The sequence below is a fragment of the Nitrospirota bacterium genome (assembly GCA_040754395.1).
Taxonomy (GTDB): domain Bacteria; phylum Nitrospirota; class Thermodesulfovibrionia; order Thermodesulfovibrionales; family SM23-35; genus JBFMCL01.
On sequence record JBFMCL010000064.1, the window covers coordinates 1 to 1,374 of the forward strand.

The following is a 1,374-nucleotide window of genomic DNA, read 5'->3' on the forward strand; positions in this document are numbered from 1 at the left end:
ACAAGATGGCATAAATTACACGCAAAACCCGGCCGCAGTCTCTTGGTTTTTGACGCCTTCTCCCCTTCAAAATGCGGGTCATGGCAGGTTGTACATGTAATTTCTCCGTTCAAATCGAGCGGGAATCCTTTAGGAACAATCATCGTGGGTTTTACGACATGTGAATACGATGCAGGGTGTGGACGGTGCGAGTGGCACCTGATACAAAGCATCTTTATCTTTCCGCCTTTAATGCCTTTATCACTCTCTTCATCTTCTTTGTCTCCGCTGTCAGGCGGGGTAATATGGCAATTCATGCATTTACGTTTCGCCTTCATTTCAAAATGGGGATTCATCTTTTTAAATTCCTCCCTGTCATGGCACATATAACATAAGTCATTAATCTCCTTATTTCTCCCGCCTTCCTCAAATCCCCGCAGTAAATAAATGCTTGTTCTATTGACAAATCCCGCGTTATGGCATGTATTACAGGTAATTTTTCCGTTCCGCAACGGCAGGGACGGGTCAATTTTCATTTCCGGCGGAGGCAAAATATCCACAGGATGCATATTAGCCTCTGTCCCGTGACAGCTGTTGCAAAGAAGCGTAAAATTCCCTCCAAACCTGAAATCAACCTCATCCGCGGTAGCTCCTTCCTTCGGCATTGTTATATGGCATACTAAACACTGGGTATCATCAAAATGGGGTTTAACATATTTTCCCTCTTCAAGGGTGTAAATATATTCCGGACGTAAATAATGCACCGTGCCCGATGCTCCATGCGGATCGTGGCATGTCCCGCAGGTTATACTTCCATCCGCGTCCCTTGGAAGGCTTGCCGGGGGCGATATTGTGGTATCCACATTCATCGGATGGTTCTTTGCCGCGACATTATGGCAAAAGTTGCATAATGTCAAAATATTAATCCTGAACTTAACGGTCTTTTCAGTATCTCCTACCTTGGGTTCTGTGGCATGGCAATAATTACATTTACGCTTGCCCTCCATAATTCTATGCGGGTTCTTCTTGAGAAACTCCATCCCATGGCAGTCATAACACATATCAGTCCGCCATTTGAATTTACCCGACTCAAACCCGCGAAGCAGTGAATATTTCGTGTCTTTCGCGTGCATATCATGGCATGTGATACAGTTTACCTTTTTCTCCTTGCTTAAAGGAAGATATGTTGGAACCCTCATGGACGGGGTCACCCCTGAAGGATGAATATTGCTCTCTGCTCCATGACATTCAACACAAAGCTCTTCAATCGGCTTTCTGAATGTTACGGTCTCTTTTGTGTCTTCCTTGCCGGGTTTGGTTTTATGGCAGTCCGTACAATCTATCTCAGTATGGGGATTAGGCCTTCCTTTTTTCTTTGCGAATTCTTCTATTGCC

At 44.8% G+C, this 1,374-nt stretch carries 1 protein-coding gene; it reads right to left on the minus strand.

Translation table 11 applies throughout. The features are described 5' to 3' along the window. The coding region (locus AB1552_14425) for a cytochrome c3 family protein (protein MEW6054954.1) at positions 1-1,374 on the minus strand (1,374 nt) is incomplete at both ends.